13 protein-coding genes are annotated in these 15768 nt (G+C 67.8%); 4 read left to right on the top strand and 9 right to left on the bottom strand.

The window, feature by feature from the left end; translation table 11 throughout:
* Nucleotides 1-14: 14 nt before the first annotated feature.
* Genes AC0IZJ_RS21580 through AC0IZJ_RS21570 form a run of 3 tightly spaced genes read right to left on the bottom strand, consistent with a single transcriptional unit; the run spans nucleotide 15 to nucleotide 2880 of the window.
* Nucleotides 15-236 (bottom strand): DUF350 domain-containing protein, encoded by a 222-nt coding sequence (locus tag AC0IZJ_RS21580; protein WP_471853585.1) that lies wholly within the window; start codon nucleotides 234-236, stop codon nucleotides 15-17.
* 24 nt (nucleotides 237-260) lie between these two features.
* On the bottom strand, nucleotides 261-1859 hold the full coding sequence (locus tag AC0IZJ_RS21575; RefSeq protein WP_471853583.1) for a DUF4178 domain-containing protein: 1599 nt from the start codon (nucleotides 1857-1859) through the stop codon (nucleotides 261-263).
* Entirely contained in the window at nucleotides 1852-2880 is a 1029-nt protein-coding gene (locus tag AC0IZJ_RS21570) for an SPFH domain-containing protein (RefSeq protein ID WP_471853581.1), read from the bottom strand. The genes AC0IZJ_RS21575 and AC0IZJ_RS21570 overlap by 8 nt, the downstream gene beginning before the upstream one ends.
* A 113-nt stretch (nucleotides 2881-2993) precedes the next feature.
* On the opposite strand from AC0IZJ_RS21570, the gene AC0IZJ_RS21565 reads away from it, so the two are divergent.
* The 3 genes from AC0IZJ_RS21565 to clpB are packed head-to-tail and all read left to right on the top strand — an operon-like array spanning nucleotide 2994 to nucleotide 6492.
* Nucleotides 2994-3467: a molybdenum cofactor biosynthesis protein MoaE gene (locus AC0IZJ_RS21565; RefSeq protein WP_471853579.1), complete on the top strand. Its 474-nt coding sequence runs from the start codon at nucleotides 2994-2996 to the stop codon at nucleotides 3465-3467.
* Nucleotides 3464-3829 (top strand): fluoride efflux transporter CrcB, encoded by a 366-nt coding sequence (crcB, locus tag AC0IZJ_RS21560; protein WP_471853578.1) that lies wholly within the window; start codon nucleotides 3464-3466, stop codon nucleotides 3827-3829. The genes AC0IZJ_RS21565 and crcB overlap by 4 nt, the downstream gene beginning before the upstream one ends.
* Before the next feature lie 59 nt (nucleotides 3830-3888).
* Entirely contained in the window at nucleotides 3889-6492 is a 2604-nt protein-coding gene (gene clpB, locus AC0IZJ_RS21555) for an ATP-dependent chaperone ClpB (protein ID WP_471853576.1), read from the top strand.
* 145 nt (nucleotides 6493-6637) lie between these two features.
* Here clpB and AC0IZJ_RS21550 read toward each other — a convergent pair whose 3' ends face one another.
* Genes AC0IZJ_RS21550 through AC0IZJ_RS21540 form a run of 3 tightly spaced genes read right to left on the bottom strand, consistent with a single transcriptional unit; the run spans nucleotide 6638 to nucleotide 10369 of the window.
* Nucleotides 6638-7966: a GGDEF domain-containing protein gene (locus AC0IZJ_RS21550; RefSeq protein WP_471853575.1), complete on the bottom strand. Its 1329-nt coding sequence runs from the start codon at nucleotides 7964-7966 to the stop codon at nucleotides 6638-6640.
* A gap of 11 nt (nucleotides 7967-7977) precedes the next feature.
* The gene (locus tag AC0IZJ_RS21545; RefSeq protein WP_471853574.1) at nucleotides 7978-9336 is read right to left on the bottom strand and encodes a GGDEF domain-containing protein; all 1359 of its coding nucleotides are present in this window, start codon (nucleotides 9334-9336) and stop codon (nucleotides 7978-7980) included.
* A gap of 55 nt (nucleotides 9337-9391) precedes the next feature.
* Nucleotides 9392-10369, bottom strand: coding sequence for a DUF2804 domain-containing protein (locus tag AC0IZJ_RS21540; protein WP_471853573.1), 978 nt, complete (start codon nucleotides 10367-10369; stop codon nucleotides 9392-9394).
* 50 nt (nucleotides 10370-10419) lie between these two features.
* Between AC0IZJ_RS21540 and AC0IZJ_RS21535 the strand changes: the two genes are divergently transcribed.
* Entirely contained in the window at nucleotides 10420-11313 is an 894-nt protein-coding gene (locus AC0IZJ_RS21535) for a sterol desaturase family protein (RefSeq protein WP_471853572.1), read from the top strand.
* Here the strand turns inward: AC0IZJ_RS21535 and AC0IZJ_RS21530 are convergent.
* Genes AC0IZJ_RS21530 through AC0IZJ_RS21520 form a run of 3 tightly spaced genes read right to left on the bottom strand, consistent with a single transcriptional unit; the run spans nucleotide 11304 to nucleotide 15760 of the window.
* The gene (locus AC0IZJ_RS21530) at nucleotides 11304-11687 is read right to left on the bottom strand and encodes an alpha/beta hydrolase family protein (RefSeq protein ID WP_471853571.1); all 384 of its coding nucleotides are present in this window, start codon (nucleotides 11685-11687) and stop codon (nucleotides 11304-11306) included. The two genes, AC0IZJ_RS21535 and AC0IZJ_RS21530, sit on opposite strands and share 10 nt — an antisense overlap.
* 57 nt (nucleotides 11688-11744) lie before the next feature.
* On the bottom strand, nucleotides 11745-13751 hold the full coding sequence (locus AC0IZJ_RS21525) for a S9 family peptidase (protein ID WP_471853570.1): 2007 nt from the start codon (nucleotides 13749-13751) through the stop codon (nucleotides 11745-11747).
* Nucleotides 13752-13759: 8 nt separating this feature from the next.
* Nucleotides 13760-15760 carry an alpha/beta hydrolase family protein gene (locus tag AC0IZJ_RS21520; RefSeq protein WP_471853569.1) on the bottom strand — a complete coding sequence of 667 codons (2001 nt, stop codon included), beginning with the start codon at nucleotides 15758-15760 and terminating at the stop codon, nucleotides 13760-13762.
* Between the last annotated feature and the right edge of the window lie 8 nt (nucleotides 15761-15768).

The raw sequence follows: 15768 nt of genomic DNA, 5'->3' as shown, positions 1-15768 counted from the left end.
TCAGGAGAATCCGCTCAGCCATGTATCGCCGCAGCGACGATGTTGCCGATGGAAATGCACATGGCGCCGACGACGATGGCCAGCGCGACGTTCTTGTGCTCGACGAGTTCTTCCCACAGCTTGTAGGGCGTGATCTTGTCGACGATGAGGAAGGAGAGCCAGAAGATGACGACACCGATGAGGGCATACATCGTCGAGCCGAGGATGACTTCGGGTTTGAGCCAGTCGAGGGTCATGGTGAGCACTCCGTTGAGATCGTCTTATTTGTGGCCACCGCCACCGCTGCTGTAGCCGCCGTAGCTGCCACCCGTGTTGCCGCTGTAGGCGCCTCCGCTGCTGCGCAGGCTGGCGCGGCATTGTCGGTATTCGCTGCTGGCTTCGCCGAAGCTGTTCTTGTAGCGCTGGCAGTCGTCGCTGGCACACGCGCGAAGCAGCGTGCCCAGGATGACCAGCAGGAACAGGCCGACGACGATGTAGACCAGGAGCTTGGCGCCGCCGGTCTTGAATGCCGAGGCGTCCCGGGCAAACTGAGCGGCTGGGGCCGACAGGCCGAAGGCCTTCTGCACCGTGGCTGCTTCCAGGGTCTGGCCGGCGCTCCAGGTGACCTCGGGCCCCTGCTGCTCGCGGCTCAGCAGGTATTGGCCGTCCTTGCTGGCGTAGTCGGTGACCTTGACGCGGTCGTCCAGGCGCACAGGCCAGTAGAACTCGCCCAGCACATGCGTCGTCTTCGCCTGGTAGGTCCAGCGTTCGTCGTAGGCGCGGCTCTGCCATTGGGTGCCGGCACGCGATTGCGTCGGCGCGCCGGTGAGCGTGCGCACCAGGCTCCAGCCTTCGCGCGTATCGACGAGGAAAGCAAAGCCGGCCAGGCGGTTGTAGAGCAGGTACTCGCGCCAGAAGCTCTGCTCGTCCTCGGCGTCTTCGGGCAGGTCGCAGCGCTCCTGGTAGCCGACGACGGTCCAGCCCTGCGGCTTCTCGCCGGCCAGCGCCAGCGTGCCGGTGCGGCCGAGCGGGATCAGCGGGGGCAGGCCAGGCGGCTGAGGCGTGAAGCCGAGCGCCTTGGCGTCACCTTCGGGCAGGTCGACGACGGCCTGGCATTGGCCGCAGGCCATGCTCTTGGTCTGTGCCAGCTTCGGAACCAGCGGCGCGCCGCAGCTGGGGCAGGCGATGCTGCGGCCGGCGAACTTCGCTTCGGCGACGGACTCGCCCTCGGCCGTTGTGCGCAGGCCTTGCAGGGCCAGGTCGGCGAGTTGCACGCCGCGGCCGACGGACCAGACCGGCGGGCCGTCCTCGCGGAATTCCAGCGTGCCGACCTCGTCCTGCGGGTTGCGCAGCTCGACGATGCGGCCGGTGCGTGGCACGCGCGGCAGCTCACCCTCGGCGGCGCGCACGGCGGCCTGAACGACGGCGGCGACCTGCCAGCGTTGACCTGCCAGTGTCAGCGGTGCGCCGACTTGTGGATCGGTGGGTGGCGCTTCGGCGAGCGGTGCTTCCAGGCTGAGGACGAACTGGCCGTTGTCCTCACTGAGCCAAGCCACGCGCGGCGTGTCGGCGCCGGCGTCGAACAGCAGATGCCATTCGTTCCAGTTGCCCAGTTCCGAGCCGCGCTGCACGCGGCCGACGGCGGTGAAGCCGCTGCCCATCCAGCGGCCGCTGGCGCCGAGCTGCAGCGGCGAATAGTCTTCAAAGATTTCGGCGCTCTTGCCGATCTGGCTCAGCGTCTCGCCGTCGCGCAGCAATGTGCTGCGGCAGAAGCCGCAGACGGCGCTGGCGGACGCCGCGCTGGCGAACTCGACCGGCGCGCCGCAGTTGGGGCAGGCCGCGCGCCAGCGGCGCTGGGCGCTGGGCGCCTGATCAGCCAAGTTTCTTCAGGAGGTCGGCCTTCTTGGCGGCGAATTCCTCGTCGGTCAGGATGCCCTTGGCCTTGAGGTCGCCGAGCTTTTCCAGCAGCGAGACGATGTCCTCGGGCTTGCTGGCGGCCGGGGCGGGTGCCGCAGCGCCCACGCCGGCCAGGCCCTGGCCCAGCGTCTGCGCCAGCGTCTGGCCCAGGGCCACGCCGGCACCCAGGCCGATGGCCTCGCCCGCGATGCCGCTGCCGCCCGAGCCACCCTTGGCCATCTCGGGCAGAGCCTGTGCGGCCTGGTACTGCATGAACTGACCCATGTTCTGGCCAATGATGCCCATGCCGATGCGCTGGTCGAGGATCTTTTGCAGCTCCTCGGGCAGGGACACGTTCTGCATCGTCACCGACAGCAGTTCCAGGCCGATGGCGTCGAAGGACGGCGAAGTCGCGTTCTTGAGCGCGGCGGCGAACTCGATCTGGTTGGCCGCCAGGTCCAGGAAGGCCGTGCCGCTGCTGGCGACGGCGTCGCTGATGTGCTGCAGCATCAGGCCGCGCAGTTGCCCGTCGAGCTCGGCGGCGGTGTAGCGCTCGCGCGTGCCCGAGATCTGGCTGTGGAAGACCTTGGCGTCCTTCACGCGATAGGCGTAGTTGCCGAAGGCGCGCAGGCGCACGGCGCCGAAATCCTTGTCGCGGATGGAGACCGGCTGGCTGGTGCCCCAGCGCTGGTCGATCTGCTGGCGGGTGCTGAAGAAGTAGACATCGCTCTTGAAGGGCGACTCGAACAGCTTGTCCCAGTTCTTGAGATAGGTCAGCACCGGCAGCGTCTGCGTCGTCAGACGGTGCGTGCCGGGGCCGAAGACGTCGGCGACCTGGCCCTCGTTGACGAAGACAGCGACCTGCGATTCGCGCACGACGAGCTGGCCGCCGTTCTGGATTTCCATGCCGGACATCGGGAAGCGCCAGGCCAATGTGCCGTCGCTGTCCTCGGTCCACTGGATGACGTCTATGAACTGTTTCTTGATGAAATCCATCAGGGCCATGTCGGTTCCCGCATGCGGTGAAGAGAAATTTGGAGGCGAGTATCGGGCGGAGCTTGGAGGGCTCGGGCCCCAAACAGGTGAATCTCACCCTGTCGGCGGCGAGAATCTACGCCATGCCGCGAGTTTGCATCCAGACCGACGACTTCGACCTTGGCGCCGAAACGGCCGCCCTGCGCCTTGAGGATGGCGGCGTCGGCGCCGTGGTCGCCTTCGTTGGCACGGTGCGTGAGCACAGCAGCGGCCAGACGGTCAGCGCCATGGAACTGGAGCACTACCCCGGCATGACCGAGGCCGCCATCGAAGGCATGGTGGACGAGACCTTCGCTCGCTTCGATATCCGCGCCGCCAAGGTCATCCACCGCGTGGGCCGCCTTCAGGCGCGCGACCAGATCGTGCTCGTGCTCGTCACCAGCGCCCACCGCGGCCAGGCCTTCCAGGCCTGTGAATTCCTGATGGACTACCTGAAGACCCAGGCACCGTTCTGGAAGAAGGAGCACACGCCGGATGGCGCGCACTGGGTGGACGCGCGGGTGGCGGACGACGAAGCGCTGGCGCGCTGGGGCATTGCGGCGGAGAACGCTTCTTGAACGGCGCTGCGGTTGCACTGGGTGCGGCGCTGGGCGCGCTGGCGCGCTGGCAGGCAGGGCTGCTGTTCAACATGCGCTGGGCAGGCTTTCCGCTCGGCACGCTGTTGGTCAATGTTGTCGGCGGCTTGCTGATCGGCATGGCGCTGGAGTGGTTTGGCCGCCAGCCGAATGAATTGCTGAAACTTTTGCTGGTCACCGGCTTCCTGGGCGGACTGACGACCTTCTCGGCGTTCTCGGGCGAGTCGCTCGCGTTGCTGCGTCACGGCGACTTCGGCATGGCTGCGGTCCACACCCTGGCCCACGTGCTGGGAGCGCTTTTTGCCGCGTGCTTGGGCATGAAACTCGTCCAGGCCTTGATCTAGGCCAACTTGAAAAGCGCCGACAGGCGCCCACTTGGCTTCGCAACCGGAGGATTCCCACCATGCGTGCCGACAAGTTCACCACCCGCTTCCAGGAGGCGCTCAGCGACGCCCAGAGCCTGGCCCTGGGCCGCGACAACCCGTACATCGAACCCAGCCATGTGCTGGCCGCCATGCTGGCCCAGGACGACGGACCGCGCGCCTTGCTGCAGCGCGCCGGCGTCAACGTCCAGGGCCTGAAGACGGCGCTGGAAGGTCTGATTGCCGGCCTGCCGCAGGTCAGCGGTTCGGGCCAGACGGTGCAGGCCGGGCGCGATCTTGTCAGCCTGTTGCAGGCGGCCGAGAAAGAGGCGACCAAGCGGGGCGACCAGTTCATTGCCAGCGAGATGTTCCTGCTGGCGCTGGCCGACGCCAAGACCGACCTGGCCGGCGTCGTGCGCGGCCACGGCCTCACGCGCAAGGCGCTGGAGGGCGCCATCGAGGCCGTGCGCGGCGGCCAGAACGTCGATTCGGCCGAAGCGGAAGGCCAGCGCGAGGCGCTGAAGAAGTACACGCTGGACCTGACCGAACGCGCCCGCCTGGGCAAGCTGGACCCGGTCATCGGCCGCGACGAGGAGATCCGCCGGACCATCCAGGTGCTGCAGCGTCGCAGCAAGAACAACCCGGTGCTGATCGGCGAGCCGGGCGTGGGCAAGACGGCCATCGTCGAGGGCCTGGCCCAGCGCATCGTCAACGGTGAGGTGCCGGAGAGCCTGAAGAACAAGCGCGTGCTGGTGCTGGACATGGCCCTGCTGCTGGCCGGCGCCAAGTACCGCGGCGACTTCGAGGAGAGGCTCAAGGGCGTGCTGAAGGAAGTCAGCCAGGACGCCGGCCAGACCATCCTCTTCATCGATGAGATCCACACCATGGTGGGCGCCGGCAAGTCCGAAGGCTCCATCGACGCCGGCAACATGCTGAAGCCGGCGCTGGCGCGCGGCGAGCTGCATTGCATCGGCGCGACGACGCTCAACGAGTACCGCAAGTACGTCGAGAAGGACGCGGCACTGGAGCGGCGTTTCCAGAAGGTGCTGGTGGACGAACCGACGGTCGAAGCCACCATCGCCATCCTGCGCGGCCTGCAGGAGAAGTACGAGGTGCACCACGGCGTCGAGATCACGGACCCGGCCATCATTGCCGCGGCCGAGCTGAGCCACCGCTACATCACCGACCGTTTCCTGCCCGACAAGGCCATCGACCTCATCGACGAGGCGGCGGCCAAGATCAAGATCGAGATCGACTCCAAGCCCGAGGCGATGGACCGGCTGGACCGCCGCATGATCCAGCTCAAGATCGAGCGCGAGGCGGTGCGCAAGGAGAAGGACGAGGGCTCGCAGAAGCGCTTCAGCCTGATCGAGGACGAACTGCTCAAGCTGCAGCGTGAGTACGAGGACCTGGAAGAGATCTGGACGGCCGAGAAGGCGCAGGCCCAGGGCTCGGCCCATGTCAAGGAAGAGATCGACCGCATCAAGCAGCAGATCGAGGAACTCAAGCGCAAGGGCGACTTCAACAAGCTGGCCGAGCTGCAGTACGACCGCCTGCCCAAGCTGGAAAAGCAGCTGAACGAGGCGCAGGACAAGGAAGCCGGCGCCAAGGACAAGGGCAAGGGAACAACGCGGCCGCGCCTGCTGCGGACGCTGGTGGGCGCGGAGGAGATCGCCGAGGTCGTGGCACGCTCCACCGGCATCCCGGTCGCCAAGCTGATGCAGGGCGAGCGGGAGAAGCTGCTGCAGATGGAAGGCAAGTTGCACGAGCGCGTGGTGGGCCAGGCCGAAGCCATCCAGGCCGTGTCCGATGCCATCCGCCGCTCACGCGCAGGCCTCTCGGACCCGAACCGGCCGCTGGGCAGCTTCCTCTTCCTCGGCCCCACCGGTGTGGGCAAGACCGAGCTGTGCAAGGCGCTCGCCGGTTTCCTGTTCGACAGCGATGACCACATGGTGCGCATCGACATGAGCGAGTTCATGGAGAAGCATTCCGTCAGTCGCCTGATCGGTGCGCCGCCCGGCTACGTGGGCTACGAGGAGGGCGGCACGCTGACCGAAGCGGTGCGCCGCAAGCCCTATTCGGTGCTGCTGCTCGACGAGGTCGAGAAGGCCCATCCGGACGTGTTCAACGTGCTGCTGCAGGTGCTGGACGACGGCCGCCTGACCGACGGCCAGGGCCGCACCGTGGACTTCAAGAACACCGTGATCGTCATGACCTCCAACCTCGGCTCGCAGCACATCATGGCGCTGTCGGGCGAGAGCGACGAGGTCATCCGCGAGGCCGTGTGGGGCGAGGTCAAGGCGCACTTCCGGCCCGAGTTCCTGAACCGCATCGACGAGACCGTCATCTTCCACGCGCTGGGCGCAGACCACATCAAGTCCATCGCGCGCATCCAGCTGCGCCTGCTTGAAACAAGGCTGGACAAGCTGGAGATGAAGCTGGACGTCAGCGAGGCGGCGCTGGACGAGTTGGCCAAGGTCGGCTTCGACCCTGTCTTCGGTGCGCGGCCGCTGAAGCGTGCCATCCAGCAGCAGGTGGAGAACCCGCTGTCACGGCTCATCCTGGAGGGCAGGTTCGGCCCCAGGGATGTGATCCCGGTGGACGTGGAGGGCGGCGAGTTCTCGTTCGGGCGGGTGGTGCACTGATTGCTGCGTTTCGGGCCGAGCGCCGGGCCGCCCCAAGCCGGCCCGCTTGCGGCCGATTTGCGGCTCGACGCCGCAATTGGCTCCGTCCCATCGGGGGACCGACCAGACTCGCTCGCGTCGAGCGACGCGAGGGTGGGCGAGGGGCTCAAACGGTCGTCGGCGCGTCGCTCTGCAACGCCATGTCAAGCTCGACGCGGTTGCGGCCTGCTTCCTTGGCGCGGTAAAGCGCCTCGTCGGCCCGCTTGAGTGCGCCGGCCGCCGGAGCGCCCGGTGGCGCGAGTGCCACGCCGAAGCTGGCGGTCACGGTGATGCGGCCGCCGCCGGCGTTGATCTCGCTCTGCTCGACACGCTCGCGCAGCTTCTCGGCCAGGCGAGCGGCGTCGCGTACACGCGTGCCCTGGCAGGCGATGAGGAACTCCTCGCCGCCCCAACGGCCGAAGACGTCACTGGCGCGCAGGTTGGCTGCCACGACGGCGGCCACGCGCTTGAGGACTTCGTCGCCGCAGTCATGGCCGTGGCGGTCGTTGACGCGCTTGAAGTGGTCGATGTCGAACATCACCAGCGTCATGCCCTGGGCGGCCTCCTCAAAGTCGTCCAGCGACTGCTCCAGGCCGCGGCGGTTGAGCACGCCGGTCAGCTCGTCGATGGTGGCCAGGCGGCGCAGCTTCTCCTGCTCGATGCGCAACAGCCGCGTACGCGCCGTCAGCGCATCGATCTCGCGCTGCTGCTGGCTGTAACCCTGACGCAGCCGCGTCCAGCCGCGCAGTGCCAGCAGGCTGGCGGCCAGCAGCCAGCTGACCACGATGCCCAGATAGACCTGGTCCCGGCTGACCCATTGGCCCTTCAGCACGAGGCGGCGCACCTGAAGCTCATGGACCTGGCCGGGCTGGACCAGGGCCACGTCAAGCGACAGGCCGATCGCGTTCTCCAGGCCGGGGCGGTTGTATTCGCGGGCCAGGTCGAACTGGTGGATCCACCACTCCGGCACGGTCAGCTCATTGAGGTCCACTTGCGCGGGCTTGCCCATGTCGCGCAGCCTCAGATTGACCGAATGGAAGCGTGCGGTGTTGACGTCCTCCACCTTGGAGAAGCGCGCGTCGAAGTTGCGGATGGCAAGGCGCACGAAGGGCGACGGGCCTTGGTAGGCGATGTCGATCTCGATGTTGTCGAAGCGGCTGAGATCCCGCCCGCGCGACGGGTCGTCCCCGCTGAGCACGTAGGTGAGGCCGCAACCCATGTAGTTCTCGGCCTTGTCGTACCTGCAGCGCAGCTGGCGCTGCCTGTCTGCATCCAGCCATCGCACCGCGCTCTCGTCCTGGGTGCCATGGGCGTTGATCAGGTAGGGACCACCGGCGACACCCGGCGCCATCAGGTCCAGCGTGCGCGCTGGCAGGAGCTCGATGCCGATCATGACAGCCAGCGTCAGCGCGACGCCGGCAGTGAGTAGCTTGGGGTTGCTGAGGTCGTATTGCATCCAGAGTGGCTTCAGACGGTGGTTGGCGCGTCGCTCTGCAGCGCCATGTCGAGTTCGACGCGGTTGCGGCCGGCTTCCTTGGCGCGGTAAAGGGCCTCGTCGGCCCGCTTGAGTGCGCCGGCTGCTGGGGCGCCCGGTGGCGCGAGTGCCACGCCAAAACTCGCCGTCACGGTGATGCGAGCACCGCCGGCGCTGATTTCGGATTGCTCCACACGCTCGCGCAGCTTCTCGGCCAGGCGCGCGGCGTCGCGCACACGGGTGCCTTGGCAGGCGATGAGGAACTCCTCGCCGCCCCAGCGGCCGAAGACATCGCTGGCGCGCAGATTGGCCGCCACGACGGCGGCCACGCGCTTCAGCACTTCGTCGCCGCAGTCGTGCCCATGGCGGTCGTTGACCCGCTTGAAGTGGTCGATGTCGAACATCACCAGGGTCACGCCCTGTGCGGCCTCCTCGAAGTCGTCCAGCGACTGCTCCAGGCCACGGCGGTTCAGCACGCCGGTCAGCTCGTCGATGGTGGCCAGGCGACGCAGCTTTTCCTGCTCGATGCGCAGCTGGCGTGTGCGCAGGGTCAGCGCGTCGATCTCGCGCTGCTGGCGGTTGTGACTCTGGCGCAACTGGCTCCAGCCGCGCAGCACCAACAGGCTGGCACCCAGCAGCCACGCGCACAGGATGCCGAGATAGACACGGTCGCGGCTGACCCACTCGCCTTTGAACGTCAGGCGGCGCAGTTGCATTTCATGCTCCTGGCCGGCCAAGTCGCCGGGCAGGTCGATGGTCAGCGCAACGGCGTTCTCCAGACCGGGTTGGTTGTACTCGCGCGCCAGGTCAAACTGGTGGATCCACCATTCCGGCACCGTCAGCTCGCTCAGCTGGATGTGCACCGGCTTGGCGATGTCGCGCGGCCGCAGGTTGACGTTGTGCATGCGCGCGCTGTTGCCGTCGTCCAGCTTGGAGAAGCGCGGGTCGAAGTTGCGGATGGCCACGCGCACGAAGGGCGACGGTCCCTTGTAGGCCAGGTCCATCTCCACGCTGTCGAAACGGCTCAGGTCCCGCCCCCGTGCGGCGTCGTCCCCGGTCAGACTGAAGGTCAGGCCGCAGGGCTGGTATTTTTCAAAGGCGATGTAGTGGCAGCGCCAGCGCAGGTGCTCGGCGTCCAGCCATTGCACCGGCGCCACACCCTGCGTTTCGCCGGGCGTCATCAGGTAGAGGTTGTTGACGGCGCCAGGCGCAGTCAGCTCCAGCGTGCGCGCCGGCAGCAGTTCAAGGCCGACGAGGGCGGCCACCGTCAGGACGATGCCGCCCAAGAGGAGATGGGGTTTGCTCAGGTCGTATTGCACGCAGATCGGGTCGCCGGTCGCAGTGCTGGGCACTGTAGGGCCTGCCGCCTGCGGCGTCAGCCTCAACTGGGCCGTCCTGTGGAATAGGTCACCACAGGGAGCGGTGGTCCTCGGTCACGCCCGCCAGGGCCGTGACGGCCCTGCCTTTGGCGGTGCCGTCGAAGCGGCCGATGGGCTGTACGTAGCGGCTGGCGGCAAAGCCGAGGTGCTTGCTTGCCGCCCGAGCACCCTCTGGCGTAAAGACGAGGTCGAGCAGGCCGTCGTCGGTGCGGATGCGCCAGGGCGACAGGGGCCGCGTGGTGTCGAAATCGAAGTGCGCGGCGCCCAGGGCGATGAGTTGGCCGTCCAGCCACAGCGCGTTCTCCTGTGCGCCGAAATAACCCTGCTGCAGGTTGAAGCCGATGTCGGGCCGGTGCGCGCTGGCCCAGCGCCAGGCCGTGTCGCGCGCGAGCAGCCCGTTGGATGCGTCGACGGCAGCCCAGGCGGTGTCGAGGTCGAAGCGTCGGCCGGCCGCCTCGGCCCAGCCGTGCACGGACAGGGCGCTGGTCTTCTGCGTCGCGTGCGCCAGGCCACCTTCGACCGGGCCGATGGCGAGCAGCGGCGGGGCCATGTCGGCGAGGTGCAGTTCGGCCTCGATGCGCAGCGTGCGGGTGGCGACGTTCAGGCACAAGCGGTTACCGCTTTCATGGCGTAGCGACAAGCGCGCGCGGGGGCCGCGAAACCATGTGTCTGCACCGGCTAGCGGTGCGTCCGACACGCTGGCTTGCAGGCTCGGCAATCCGTCCTGGCTCCAGTCGGCCAACAGCCTGTGGCTCTCGCGGTCGAAGAGGTAGGCAAAGGCGGAACTGGCCCAGCCGAGGTCGACGATGGCCACACCAATGAAAACGGCGTCGTTGCCCAGGCCGACGTAGTGCCAGCGCTTGTGATGCAGGCGCCGCCACAGCCGGCCGGGGCGTGGCGTCAGCGGCTGCCAGTCGAGCCGCGCGATGCGCCCGGCGTAGCGGCCGTGGGCGGGCCGGCCGTCGAGGACGATGGCGTCGGGAGCAGGTCTCAGTTCAATGGCCATGCGGGTTTTGCCGCCGGGAGGCAGTGCAGGTTTGGCGGCAATATCCCACCATGGACTGGTTGCCCGCCTCTTTGCTTGATCTCTACCAACGCCACTTCGACTGGCGCGACCTGACCCTCGTCCTGCTGTCGCCCGTCTTCGGCGTCTTCATCGCGATGGAGGCCTGGCGCTTTCGCAAGACCGGCGTGTTCGGCTTCCGCGACACCTTCGACAGCATGAACAGCGGCGGCAGCTATCTGGTGGCCGACCTGGTGCTGCTGGCCCTGCTGGTGCTGCCGGCCATGGGCTGGGTCTACGACCACCGGCTCTTCACCATCGACATCACCGTGTGGCGCTTCGCCGGCCTGTTCCTGCTCGTCGAGTTCCTCTATTACGGGTTCCATCGCGGCAGCCACCGCATCCGCTGGTTCTGGTGCGCCCATGTCGTGCACCACGGGTCCGAGAAGATGAACTTCGGCACGGCGCTGCGGCAGAGCTGGTTCTACCCCATCGCCGGCAACTGGCTGTTCTACCTGCCGGCGGTGTGGCTGGGCTTCGAGCCGCGCTGGGTGCTGTTCGCGCTGTCGCTGAACCTGGGCTACCAGTTCTTCGTGCACACGACCTGGGTGGGCAGGATGCCGCGCTGGTTCGAATTCATCTTCAACACGCCCTCGCATCACCGCGCCCACCACGGCCGCAACCCGCAGTACATCGACAAGAACTTCGGCGGCACGCTGATCGTCTTTGATCGCCTGTTCGGCAGCTTCGTGCCGGAGGAAGCGCCGGTCGACTACGGTCTCGAGCACCCTTTCCCCACTCACAACCTGTTCTGGCTGAACGCGCACGAGTGGCGAGCGATGTTCCATGACATGGCGCGGGAGAAGACGTGGGGCATGCGTCTGGCTCACCTGTGGAAGCCACCGGAATGGCGGCGGCATTACAACGGTTTCCGGGATCAGGGCTGAAGGTGCTGGGCCAGGAAGGCCGCCATGCGCTCGGCGAAGTCCACGCGGTTCTTCAGCTTGCCGAAGCCGTGGCCTTCGCCGGGGTAGGTGAGCCAGACCGGCTCGTTGCCGACCTTCTTCAGCGCGTCGCGCAGGCGTTCACCATGAGCCTGGGGCGCGATCCTGTCTTCCTCGCCGACGGCCAGCAGCAACGCGGCCTTGATGCGCGCCGCCTGCCTGACTGGTGAGTTGGCCGCGAGCATTGCGGCGTCCTTGACCGGGTGGCCGACCAGCTCGGGCAGGGTGTGATTGCGCGCCTGGTCGCTGATGTCGTCGTCCACAAGCCAGGCGTTCAGGTCGCGGCCATCTCGCGCCTGGATTCTCTGGAAATCCATGGACGTCGGCAGGCTTGATGTCATATCCAACGCCTTCGTCGCGCGACTTGCGACTCCCTACCTGCCAGTCGCCGCCGCCTCGACCGGTCCGAGATGCCGGGCCAGAAACGTCTCGACGCGGCGCGCGAAGTCCAGCCGGTTCTCCGGCTTGTTGAAGCCATGGGCCTCGCCGGGATAGCTGACCCACTCCGGCGGTCGCCCCACGGCGGCCAGCGCGTCCCGCATGCGCCTGCCGTGGGCCAGCGGCACGCGCATGTCCTCCTCGCCATGGGCCAGCAGCAGCGGGGCCTTCATGCGCGCGGCCAGCTTGACGGGCGAGTGGGCGGCGATCATGGCTGCGTCCTTGGTGGCGTCGCCGACCATGTCGGGCATCGTCAGCTGGCGGGCCATGCGCCCATCGTCGGGAACAAACCAGGAGCCCTGCACCAGCAGTTCCAGGTCTGAGACGGCCACCCAGGCGACGCCGCAGCGATAGAGGTCAGGATCCTTGGCCAGGCCCATCAGCGTGGCGTAGCCGCCGTAGCTGGCGCCCATGATGCAGGCCTTGTCGCTGGCCAGCCCCTGCTTCTGCGCCCAGCGCAGCGCGTCGGTCACGTCGTCCTGCATCGCCTGGCCCCATTGCTTCCAGCCGGCGCGGAAGTGGTCGTCGCCATAGCCGGTGCTGCCGCGGAACTCCGGCTCGATGACGACGTAGCCGCGCGAGGCGAGGAATTGCGCCCAGGGGTTCCATTGCCACTCGACGCCCCGCATCCAGGGGCCGCCATGCACCAGCACGACGGCGGGCAGCGGGCCCTTGGTGTTGTCCGGTCGTGTGACCCAGACGGGCAGCTCGCGGCCATCGCGAGCGGGAATGGTCTGCAGGTCGACGCCGGCCATCTGCTCTGGAACGATGGCTTCGCGGATGCTGCCGATGGCGCGCCACTTGGGCTCGCCCGCGGGCGGCTTGGCCTGGTAGAGCCAGAACTTGCCGGGGTCGTGGTCGTTGTAGGACTTCACCAGCGCGACCATGTCCGGCTGGCCGCAGCGGCGGCAGTCGATGCGGTTCAGGCGGCCGGCCATCAGGCGGTCGACCTGGGCCTGGAACTTCTTCATGCGCTCGTCCAGCCAGACGGTGACCTGGCTGTCGGTCTTGGCGCGCACGCCCAGCAGCGCGCCCGCCTCCCTGATGAACTCGCCCTGGAAGTCGAAGCCCGGTGCGCTCACCAGTGGCGGTTCGGCCGGCGCCCGGCTCACGGCGTCGTAGCGCGCCAGCACGCTGTGGCGAGCGCCCTTGGGCACGTGGCTGACGTAGAGCGCGCCGCCGTCGTCCACGCTTTCGAGCTGGAAAGGCTGGTCGAGTACCGGCTTGTCGAAGAGCTGCTGGAATTCGCTGCCTCCCGGCGGCAGCCAGTGGGCCTGGACGCGGTTGTCCTTCAGCGTCAGCGTGGCGCGCGCCTGGCCTTGGGCGTCAAGCAGCCACTGCAGGTTGTTGCCGGGGGCGGCGCCGATGACGTGGCGCGTCTGGCCGGTGCGCGTGTTGATCCACACCGGGCTTTCGATCCGCACACCGCCCACTTCACCGATCTCGGCGAGCAGCACCGCCTCGTTCGCCTCACCGGCGCGCGGCTCGGGCACCATCAGCAAGCGGTGGTTCCAGCCGAGCGCGGTCTCGTCGGAGTCGGTGTTGATGAAGTTGTGGTTGCGCCGCACGAGCATGCGCGCCCTGCTGCCGTCGGCATTGACGGCAAACAGCCCCGGCGCATGGAAATGCCGGCCGCTGGCCTCGGCCATGTCCACCAGGCTGAACAGCAGCCGGTCCTCGTTCACCCACCGCACCCCGGAGACGTCGAGGTTGGCTGACTGCGTCACGCGTGTCAGCTTGCCGCCGGCGCCGAGGTCCATGACGACGAGGCCGACGCGGTTGGCGCCCTTGGCCGATGTGAGGGCGAGTTGCCGGCCGGAGGGCGACAGCGTGGCCTCGTTGATGTCGGCGTCCTTGAAGAACACGTCGACTGGTGGCGGCGCCGCGCTGGCGGCGAGGGTGGTGGCCGCAAGGATGGCGGCCAGCAGCTTGGGCTTGGTCATGGCTTTTGTCATGGGCGTGCAGGGTTCAGATGCTTGGCCAGGAAGGCCTCCATGCGCTGGGCGAAGTCGAGCCGGTTTTCGGGCTTGGCGAAGCCGTGGCCTTCGTTGGCGTAGGTCACCCAGACCGGCGGGTTGCCGGCGGCGCGCAGCGCGTCGCGCATGCGCTCGCCGTGAGCGAGCGGCACGCGCCGGTCGTCTTCGCCAAAGGCCAACAGCACCGGCGCCTTGATGCGCGCGGCCAGCTTGACGGGTGAATGGGCGGCAATCATGGCGGCGTCCTTGGCCGGATCGCCGACCAGGTCCGGCAGGCTGTAGGCGCGGCTGTCGGTGTCGATGTCGTCCAGCACGTTCCAGGCGCCACCGACGTAGAGGTCCAGGTCGGTCACGGCCACCCAGGCAACGCCGCAGCGGTAGAGGTCCGGGTCCTTGGCGAGTCCCATCAGCGTGCTGTAGCCGCCGTAGCTGGCGCCGGCGATGCAGGCCCTGTCGTTGGCGATGCCTTGCTTCTGTGCCCAGCGCAGGGCATCGGCCACGTCGTCCTGCATGGCCTGGCCGAACTGCTTGAAGCCGGCGCGGAAGTGGGCGTCGCCATAGCCGCTGCTGCCGCGCATCTCCGGCTCGATGACCACATAGCCTCGCGAGGCGAGGAACTGGGCGTGCGCACGCCAGCGCCAGTCAACGCCCCGCATCCAGGGACCGCCGTGCACCAGGACGACGGCCGGCAACGGGCCTTTGGTGTCGGCGCTCTTCGTGACCCAGACGGGCAGGTCGCGGCCGTCTCGGGCCTTGATGCGCTGAAGCTCCAGCACGGCCATCTGCTCGGGCTTGATGTCTTCCCGCACGGCCTTGATGAGCCGCCAACTCTTTTCGCCCTCCGGCGGCTTTGCCTGGAAGAGGTAGAGGCGGCCCGGGTCCTGGTCGCTGTAGGAGCGCACCAGGGCGACCATGTCGGGCCCGCCGCAGCGCCGGCAGTCGATACGGTTGACGTGGCCGGGGAAGAGCTTGTCGGTGCGTTCCTGGAAGGCCTTCATGGCGGCGTCGAACCACAACGTGGTCTCACCATCCACGACGAGCCGCACGCCGAGGGTCCTGCCTGCCTCATCCGTGACGAGGTCTCCCCTGAAGTCGAAGCCGGGGGTTGCGATCAGTGGCTTGACTGATGGCGCGCGGCGCTCGAAGTCGTAGCGGCTCAGTGCGTGGTAGCCCAGCGGCCCTTCCGGGCGGCTGACGAAGAGGCTGCCGTTGCTGTCCACGGCCTCGACACCGAATGGCGTGCTGAGCAATTCGCTCTCGAAGAGCTGGGTCCAGGTCTTGCTGCCCGGTGCAAGCCAATGGGCGGTCACGCGGCCCTTGTCGAGCGAGTAGGCCACGCGCGGCTCGCCCAGGCTGTCGGCGATCCAGCTGATGGCGCGCGGCACCTGCCTGTCGTCGAAGTTGCGCGTGTTGGCCGTGGCGGTGTTGAGCCACACGGGCGTCTCGTAGCTTTGTTCGTCGAGGGAGAACTCGACGAGCAGCACGTCCTCGTTGACCTTGTCCGGGGTCGATGGCGGTATCGCCAGCAGGCGGTGGTTCCAGTCGAGCGCGGGGCTCTCGAACCGGTTCGTGGAGACGCCCTTCCAGCGGCGCCGTACGAGCTGGTGGAACTTCGTGCCATCCGCCTTCACCGTGAAGAGGCCACGCGCTTCGACGGATCGGCCGCTGCCCTGGCTCAGGTCCGTCTGGCTGTAGACGAGGCGTTCGTCGTTGACCCACCGTACATCCGTCACGTCCGTATCGGCGAACTGGGCCACGCGCAGGATGCGGCCCCCGGGCGCGAGGTCGTACACCACGAGGCCGACCCGCGCCATGCCCTTGGCCGTGGTGACCGCGAGCCGCCGCCCGGAAGGCGACAGCACCGCGTCGTTGATGTCGGCGTCCTTGTAGAACACCTCGGCCGGCGGTGGCGCGGCGTACGTGGCGGCGACCAGCAGCAGGCCGGTGATCACGCCGGCCAGGCTCTTCAAAGTCATCACAGGTC

It is taken from the genome of Roseateles sp. AC306 (assembly GCF_979253795.1).
This window is presented reverse-complemented; position numbering and strand designations above follow the sequence as displayed.